Source organism: Streptomyces sp. NPDC029296, assembly GCF_055569255.1.
In genome coordinates this window covers 36,841-44,345 of record NZ_JBVHXT010000060.1, presented here as the reverse complement: position 1 = coordinate 44,345, position 7,505 = coordinate 36,841, and the positions used below count along the sequence as shown (strand labels likewise).

Sequence of the window (7,505 nt, the reverse complement as noted above, 5' to 3'; positions counted from 1 at the left end):
TCCCCCCCCCCCCCTCCCCCTTCCCCCCCCCCCCCCCCCCCCCCCCCCCCCCCCCCCCCCCCCCCCCCCCCCCCCCGGGCCGGCCTCCGGCCGGACCGGTGGCCTCCGCTGCGCTCCAGCCACCCGCCACTCCGCCGCCTGACCTCACGACACCCGCCGTACCACCGGGTGCGCCACGCTCCGCGCGGCCCACCCACGGGCCTACGGCCCGAGCGGCAGCAAGGGGAAGGGGAGGTGGCAGGTAGTCGGGCGGGTGACGGAAGCTCAGGGCCGACCACCCAGAGGGGCGGACCGAATTGAGGGGGCGTCAAGGTCCCGGATTGGCTGGCGATAAGGCAAGACTAACAGCTTTGAGCCACGTTCGGGGGAATCTCGGCATTCTTTGTGCTTCATTTCTGATCTCAAGATAGACTCTGGACTCAGAGCACACCGCCCCGGACCGCTCCGGAGGGTTATCGAGATCCACCCGGCCGCCTTGCCGGTGCTCCGGTAGGGCGGATCAACCAGCCGATCGCGTCAGACCAACCGTAGTCCTTGAGGCTCCTCTACGTGCAGGTTTCCCGTTTCCCGCCGCTCGGATCGACCGGACGGCACCACAGGAGAAGGCAGGCGATATGTCGAGCACAGACCGCGCTGATCAGCGCGAGGCAGCCCAGCGAGAAGCCATTGACGCGGTCGTGCGCTCCCTCGAATTGCCTGCAAGATCACTTGTGCCCGAACGAGGGCTTCGAACGCAGGTGATCATGGCGACCGGGTCCGGGAAGACCCGGGTGGCGGTCCGCAGCGCGGAGGAGCTCCACGCGGGCCGTGTGCTGGTGCTCGTGCCCTCGCTGGACCTGCTGGCGCAGACCGAGGCCGCGTGGCGGGAGGGGGGCCGCCGGGGGCCGATGATCGGGGTGTCCTCACTGCGGGGTGAGGAGGTGCCCTTCCCCAACACCACGGACGTGGATGAGCTGGTGGAGTGGACGCGGGGCCTGGAGAAGGTGACCGTGTACGCCACGTACGCCAGCCTCGGGCTGGGAACGCTGGAGCGGGCGCACGCCGGGGGCCTCGCGGCCTGGGACCTGATCGTGGTGGACGAAGCCCACCGCGTTTCGGGCCGGATCGGGAAGCCGTGGGCGGTCGTCCACGACAACCAGAAGATCCCGTCCCTGCGCCGTCTGTACATGACGGCCACGCCGCGGCTGTGGCAGCTCGGGGACGAGGACGCGGTCGGCGCACCAGGCGAGCTGGTCGCGAGCATGGAAGACGACCCTGAGGGCCCCTTCGGCAGCCGCTGTTTTACGTTGTCGCTCTCGGAGGCGATCGATCGGGGGATTTGTGCCCCCTATCAGGTCGTATGCGTGGACGTCACCGACACCGCGCTCCAGGCCGCGCAGCTCCTGGGTGCCGAAGGCCGCTCGGCAGAGGTCCGCGGGGCGCGGCTCGCCGCGCTGCAGACCGCTCTGGTGAAGGCGTCGGCGGAGGAGGGCTTTCGGCGCACGCTGGTCTTCCACCACCAGGTCCGCGAGGCCGAGGCGTTCGCGGCCGGCCTTCCTGACGTCGCCGCGCAGCTGCACGCTGCGGACCCCGAGCTGTACCCGCGCACGATCTGGGCGGACTGGCTGTGCGGCGACCACAAGCCGAACCACCGGCGGCGGGTCCTCACCGAGTTCGCCGCCGGAATCTCCACGGACGGCACGGTGGTGGAGAAAGGCTTCCTGGGTTCGGTGAAGGTCCTCGGAGAGGGGGTCGACACCAAAAACTGCGACTCCGTCTTCTGGGCCGACGTTCGCGGCTCGATGCCCGACCTGGTCCAGGCCGTAGGTCGGGCGCTGCGGATGCAGCCGGGCGAGGGGAAGATGGCCAGCCTGGTCGTGCCGGTCCTGCTCGGGCCCGGGGAGACGGCGGACAACATGCTGACCTCGCGGGCGTTCGGCGGGCTGGCGAAGCTGCTGGAGGCGCTGCGGGCGCACGACGCCCGGATCGTGGAGACCCTGGCGGAGCAGCAGGCCCCGAGCCGCTACAAGCCTGTCAGCAAGGACGAGAGCGGCAAGAACACGGGCGGGAGCGGTGAGGGCTCCGGAGGCGTCAGCGCCTCTGCCAAGGCCCTGCTGAAGTTCTCCACGCCTCGTGACCCGGCCGCGCTGGCGGCGTTCATCAACCTGCGGGTCCTCAACCCGGAGCACGAGCACTGGCGGCGCGGCGTGGAGGCCGCCGTCATCTACGCACGGCTGCACGGCGACTTGAAGGTGCCGTTCACGTTCCGCGTGCCCGCCGTCGACGTGCAGGAGGCGCAGGGCGAGGGGTGGCCGGCCTCGCTCGCCGGTTTCCCGCTGGGGCAGTGGATCGCCGACGCTCGCCGGTTCTACGCCCGCGGCGACATGGACGAGGACCGCGTCCGGCAGCTGGAGAAGCTCGGCATGATCTGGTCGCACTTCGACGTCGCGTGGGAGGAGGGTCTCGCGGCCGCGCGCGGGTGGGCGGCCGCACACGGGCACCTCCTGGCCCCGCTGGACGCCACCTTCCAGGGGTACCGGGTGGGCATCTTCCTGAAGAACGCGCGGGCCGCCGCCCGGAAGGCGGCCGAGATCGAGCAGCGGCGTGCGGAAGGGCTGCCGGTTCAGTCGTCGGCCGGGGCCCTGTCGGAGGAGCGGCGCGAGCAGCTGGAGGACATCGATCCGGCCTGGTGCCCGAGCTGGCCGGTGACGTGGCAGCGGTGCTTCCATTTGGTGCGGATGCACCTGGACTCCGGTGGAGTGCTGCCCACCGAGGCGGGCGACGTCGTGCGCCAGGGCGAGGATCTCGGCCGGTGGGTGCAGTCGGTGCGGCTCGGGTGGGATCAGCTCACGACCGTGCAGCAGTGGCTGTGCGAGCAGGTCCTCGGCATCACACCCGCCAGCGAGGAGGAGAAGCCGCCGCCGCGCCGTACGCAGGCCGACAAGTGGGCGATGCACTACGAGGCCGCCCGCCAGTTCTACGAACGCGAGGGACACCTCCAGGTCCCCAGGAAGTGGGTCGAGCGGATCGTCAGCGAGGACCAGGAGGAGCGGGAGCACAAGCTGGGCGCCTGGATCGGGAACCAGCGCTCCCGGGCCGCGACCCTGTCCCCGGAGCGGGTGGAGCTGCTGTCCGCGATCGGGATGCGGTGGTCCTGACGGTGGACGTCGCCGTCACCGCGGCCGTCGCGCTCGCGGCCAGCTATCTGCTCGGGCGGCTGCGCCCGTGGCAGCGGCTGGGCAACTGGGCGGCCGATCAGGTCCGCTTCACCGGGACGTGGGCCCGGGGCGGCGCCGGCCGCCAGGCCGTCGTCGTCCTGGCCACGCCGTCACCGCGCCGCGCACCAGCTGGCGCATCATGCGCGCCCCGGCCACCGACGCCCCGGTGCCGGTGCCCGTACGCGATCCGGACTGGGTCGCCAACCGCACCCACCACGACAAGGGAGGCACCCCGTGAGCCCCGAGCAGCACGACGCCGACACGTACGGTCAGGAGCTGGCCCGCATCAGCCACCACCAGCATGAAGCCACCGACGCGCGGTTCACGGTCTTCCAGGCCCTGGCCGCCGTCGGGATCGGACACGAGCAGGCCGACGACATCGTGGCGAAGCTGGAGGCCGGGGCGGTAGCCGACGCCCACACCTGGATCTCCGAAAGCAGCGCCCCGCACGGCTCCGAGCCGCGGTTCGAGGACGGCTGGCACGCCGGAGTCCACGACGTCGCCAGCCACCTGCTGCGCATCGCCGACACCACCTCCACCACGGGACGAGGGCGCGCCGCGTCCAGCGCCATGTTGACCGCCCACCTTCAGCGGCCCGACTCCCTCGCCCCGCAGACGACCTCGAGTTCGTGTGGGGGCCGCGTATCCGCCTCAGCCGGTGAGCAGCCGGGAACAGCCAGCGGGGCCGGGCAGGGAGATCCTGTCCGGCCCCGCTGTCGTCGGGTCAGCCGAAGCCGAGCCACCACCGAGCAGGGCTAGTCCACCCGGCCAGCGCCAGGCGTAGAAAGTCGGCGCCCGACCCAAACATCCGGCCGGATTTCCCCCATTACCAGTAGGCCAGCACACGACGCTCTAGATCCAGGGCCCGGACCACGTGGTCCGGGCCTTCGACGCGCTCAAACCCTGCAGAACTTTCTTCCCGGTCGCTGCTGTCCGGGCGACGGCTTTCGACACCAGGGGGTGAAGAAGCCGTTCCCAGCACGACGACGAGACGCAAGCACCTGAGTCCTGTCACTGTCCCGCCCGCCAAGTCGAACTCACGCCGGAGGCCATGCCAATGACCACCCGCCAGACACCCGGGGCAACACCCGCGCCGATCGCCGCTACGCTGAACACCACGCCACCCTGGGCCAGGGCTACGACCCCACAGGGACGCTCCACAGCAGAGAGCCGCAGCAGGACCGCCGACCGCGAGGCGCGCACCACCCCCACGCGGACGACACCACCACAGGTGTCCACTGCCCTCGAACCTTCTGCTCAAGGGAGCAGCATCATGACCCGGGACAACGTTCCCGCGCCCGTCCAGCCGCCTGACCCCGCGCCCGTCCCGCAGCAGCCCGCCGTGGGTGCCGGCCTTACCCGCCGCCATAGGCCAGGGCGCCGCCCGCTCCATCACCGACCGGCTGGTGGACAAGTTCCTCACCAACCCGCCCGACTGGCTCAAAGCCCTGTGTCACGCGCTACCAAAGCCCTGGGAGTAGCCGCCACGGCCGGGCAGGAGGTTCTGCCGCCGCTCGGATGTCAGGCGGCGCTGAATTCGTGGGCGTGGTCGCCGCGCCGCTCCGCCCACTGCGGGTCGCCTCGGGGTCGGTGACACTGGCGACTTCGAGGAGTACGAACAGGGCGTGGTCGCTGTAGGTGGTGCTGAGAAACTCCTGCGGGCCCTGTCGGCAGGGGCGGCAGGGGCGGCAGGGGCGGCAGGGGCGGCAGGGGCGGCAGGGGCGGCAGCGCACGGTCACTCGAAGACGGCGTCGGGCAAGGCCGAGGACGCAGCAGGTAGCACCACAAGGGCCCTGGCGGAATCAAGTACGAGAGCAGCTGTGTACGACTCGGGCTGGTGACCCCGCCGCGGCCAAGCGGCAGGTCACCAGCCCGTTCTGTGTGGGTCACGCGCCAATCGCGACCCTGTGCGTTCCCCAGATTGAAGCGCCAACAGCAATGCGGGGGCTGCGTAGCAGGTTTAACGCAAATCCGTTATCTGCGCAGTGCCTCCACTGTGGACTTGATCCCCGTGAATGGCAGCCATTCCAATCGGGACGACTGATGAGCCAACCCCGGAACGCGATCACATCGCCGCAGGTAGATGGCTCTACGCAGGGATGGCGGTCCTGTCCCTAGACGGCGGATGAGCCAACTACTGGGCCATTAGCGGAGATGAGCCCGGCGCTGGGATCGTTGTGCCTGGCGGTCCCCACGTCAACTCCAACGGGCTGTAGGCCAGCGGTCCGTGACTGCAGGGACCTCCCGGATCCCCCGATCGCATCCGGGGCGGCACCGCCAAGCCGTCCCGCGGTCTCTCGGATTCGAAGACGCCAACAGCTGGGGCGGCGGTGTGTTCACGCCCACCGCCCCTCACAGACATGTATGGGGGTTGTTATGACCTTGCACAAGACTGTCCAGGACGGCGACTCGAACGGCAGCGCGTCGGCGTTCGGCATGCCGCAGGCGCTGGTGATTCTGGGCTTCCTCTCCGCCGCCGTCATTCTGCGGCTCGTCACCCCGATCACAGTCCGGGGCATCGTGGTACTTCTGTCCGTCGCCGGCGGCACGAGCGTGGCCGTCCTGCTTGCCGCTGGTTTCAACAGCCGCCGCGAGGGTCACAGCCTGCTGCGCCGTCTGATCAGCGCCGCCCTCACGTCCGGTTCGGGCAACTGAGGGGACGCACCATGGGACGTCCGGAGAAGCCCGTCGACCACACTGTGCCCGCCCTGGGCGCGCTGGCTGAGCACCTGCGCGCGATGCGCCGAGATGCGTGCCTGACGTACCGGCAGCTGGCGGAGCGCACCCACTACTCCTCCGCGCAGCTCAAGCGCGCCGCCAGCGGTGTGTCACTGCCTTCCTACAAACTCGTGCTCTCGTACGCCAGGGGTTGCAACAACTACTTGGAGCGGGCAGGGGCAGCACAATGGTGGGCCTACATGCAGGCAACGAACCTGTACGAGGAGGCGCGCGAAGCTGTCCACAGGAATCGCATTGAGGCTCGGGCTTCAACCGTCCGGCCCAAGCCCGAGTATGCACGGGACATCGCTGACCTCAGCGGTGCGCTGCGCGACGCCTGGGCTCGTGCGGGCCGTCTCCCGTCGCGAAAGATGGAAGCCCGCTCTGGTGGCCAGCTCCCCCACAGCACGGCCCATGCCATCTGCAAGGGACGCTCCGTCCCCCGCTACTTCCGGCAGTTCGTGACCTTCCTCCACGCCTGCGAAATCAGCGGCACCGCGCTCGAGCCGTGGTTCCGTGCCTGGTTCAAGATCTGCGGCAGGCCGAGTGAGAAGGCCGTCGCCGCCGCCCTGCAATTCCTATGGCAGATCGATGAGCGGCGGATTTTCCTCTACCTCTACGCCGAGGGGGCCGAGACCCCCGAGCAGTCGCGTCAGGAGCTAGGCCTCGTGGCCGAGATCATCCAGCAGCTCAGCGATTACGAGGTCGCTGCAGGCGCCCCGTCCGTACGGTCCGACAAGCGAGTCAATACTGCAACGATCCACCTTCCTACGGGCACTGGAAAGACGACGGCTCCCCTTGCGCTTCTGGATGGCGCAGCGCGCGGCTTGCTGATGTCAGGGCTTGAACCGTCTCGGAAACCCCTCGTCCGAGCCGCAACACGCAGGGTGAACCACGACCATTGGGAGCACAGCAGGCGCAGGATCGTCGTGGACAGGACTCTCGTGGGGTAAGGCTAGGGGCGGCGCAACGAGCACCGCCCCTAGCAGGTGCTGGCTAGCGCGGTGGCCTCCACCCGCACCGGTAGCCGCCCACCGCACCGCCGGTGCGCATCCACCGGGTGCATGCGGGACGTTGTCCAGGGATAACACACCCGAGGCCGGCGAATCGGTCGGCGGACCGACCCTGTCAGCCCAGCGCCGCCACCACCGCCGTGCGGGGCCGGGCCCGGCATGCGCACCTCCACCGCCGAGCAGCACGGTCAACCTCCCTCCAACAGCCAGTTGAAGGTGTCGCCGGCAAGTCGGCCCAGGACAGTCAGGAAGTGTCGGCGGTCCAATCCCAGCAATCCGGGGCGTCGGGGCGTGGGTCGTACAGGGCCCGGCCCGCCAGCCCCGAACTACCCCAGCTCGGTGGAGAGCGCAGCACCGGTGTCGGCCTCGTCCTGCGTCCAGCCTGTGACGCCGAGCAGCAGGCAGTCCAGCGGGGCTGCGACCAGTTCGGCGTAGCGCGGGCCGGGCTCGTCGTGGTCGGCGCCATAGACCCGGCGGCGCAGCAGCTGCTCGTCATCACGGTCGATCCGTTTAGCCTGGCGGCCGCCACCGACAGCCTGGGGCACACGAGGCTGTAGGCCGTCGTCTCACACGCCGC

5 protein-coding genes and 1 pseudogene are annotated in these 7,505 nt (G+C 70.0%); 5 read left to right on the top strand and 1 reads right to left on the bottom strand.

What is annotated here, in order from left to right:
• The first annotated feature begins 614 nt into the window (after positions 1 to 614).
• From ACZ4W9_RS36755 to ACZ4W9_RS36735, 5 genes are all read left to right on the top strand, one after another.
• Entirely contained in the window at positions 615 to 3,137 is a 2,523-nt protein-coding gene (locus tag ACZ4W9_RS36755; protein ID WP_467943283.1) for a helicase associated domain-containing protein, read from the top strand.
• 294 nt (positions 3,138 to 3,431) lie between these two features.
• Entirely contained in the window at positions 3,432 to 3,956 is a 525-nt protein-coding gene (locus ACZ4W9_RS36750; RefSeq protein WP_467943280.1) for a hypothetical protein, read from the top strand.
• A 587-nt stretch (positions 3,957 to 4,543) separates the two neighbouring features.
• The gene (locus tag ACZ4W9_RS36745) at positions 4,544 to 4,678 is read left to right on the top strand and encodes a hypothetical protein (RefSeq protein WP_467943277.1); all 135 of its coding nucleotides are present in this window, start codon (positions 4,544 to 4,546) and stop codon (positions 4,676 to 4,678) included.
• Between the two features lie 895 nt (positions 4,679 to 5,573).
• Positions 5,574 to 5,852, top strand: coding sequence for a hypothetical protein (locus ACZ4W9_RS36740; protein ID WP_467943275.1), 279 nt, complete (start codon positions 5,574 to 5,576; stop codon positions 5,850 to 5,852).
• Positions 5,853 to 5,863: 11 nt separating this feature from the next.
• On the top strand, positions 5,864 to 6,868 hold the full coding sequence (locus tag ACZ4W9_RS36735; protein ID WP_467943271.1) for a helix-turn-helix domain-containing protein: 1,005 nt from the start codon (positions 5,864 to 5,866) through the stop codon (positions 6,866 to 6,868).
• 304 nt (positions 6,869 to 7,172) lie between these two features.
• Here ACZ4W9_RS36735 and ACZ4W9_RS36730 read toward each other — a convergent pair.
• Positions 7,173 to 7,434: pseudogene (locus tag ACZ4W9_RS36730) on the bottom strand (hypothetical protein).
• Positions 7,435 to 7,505: the final 71 nt, after the last annotated feature.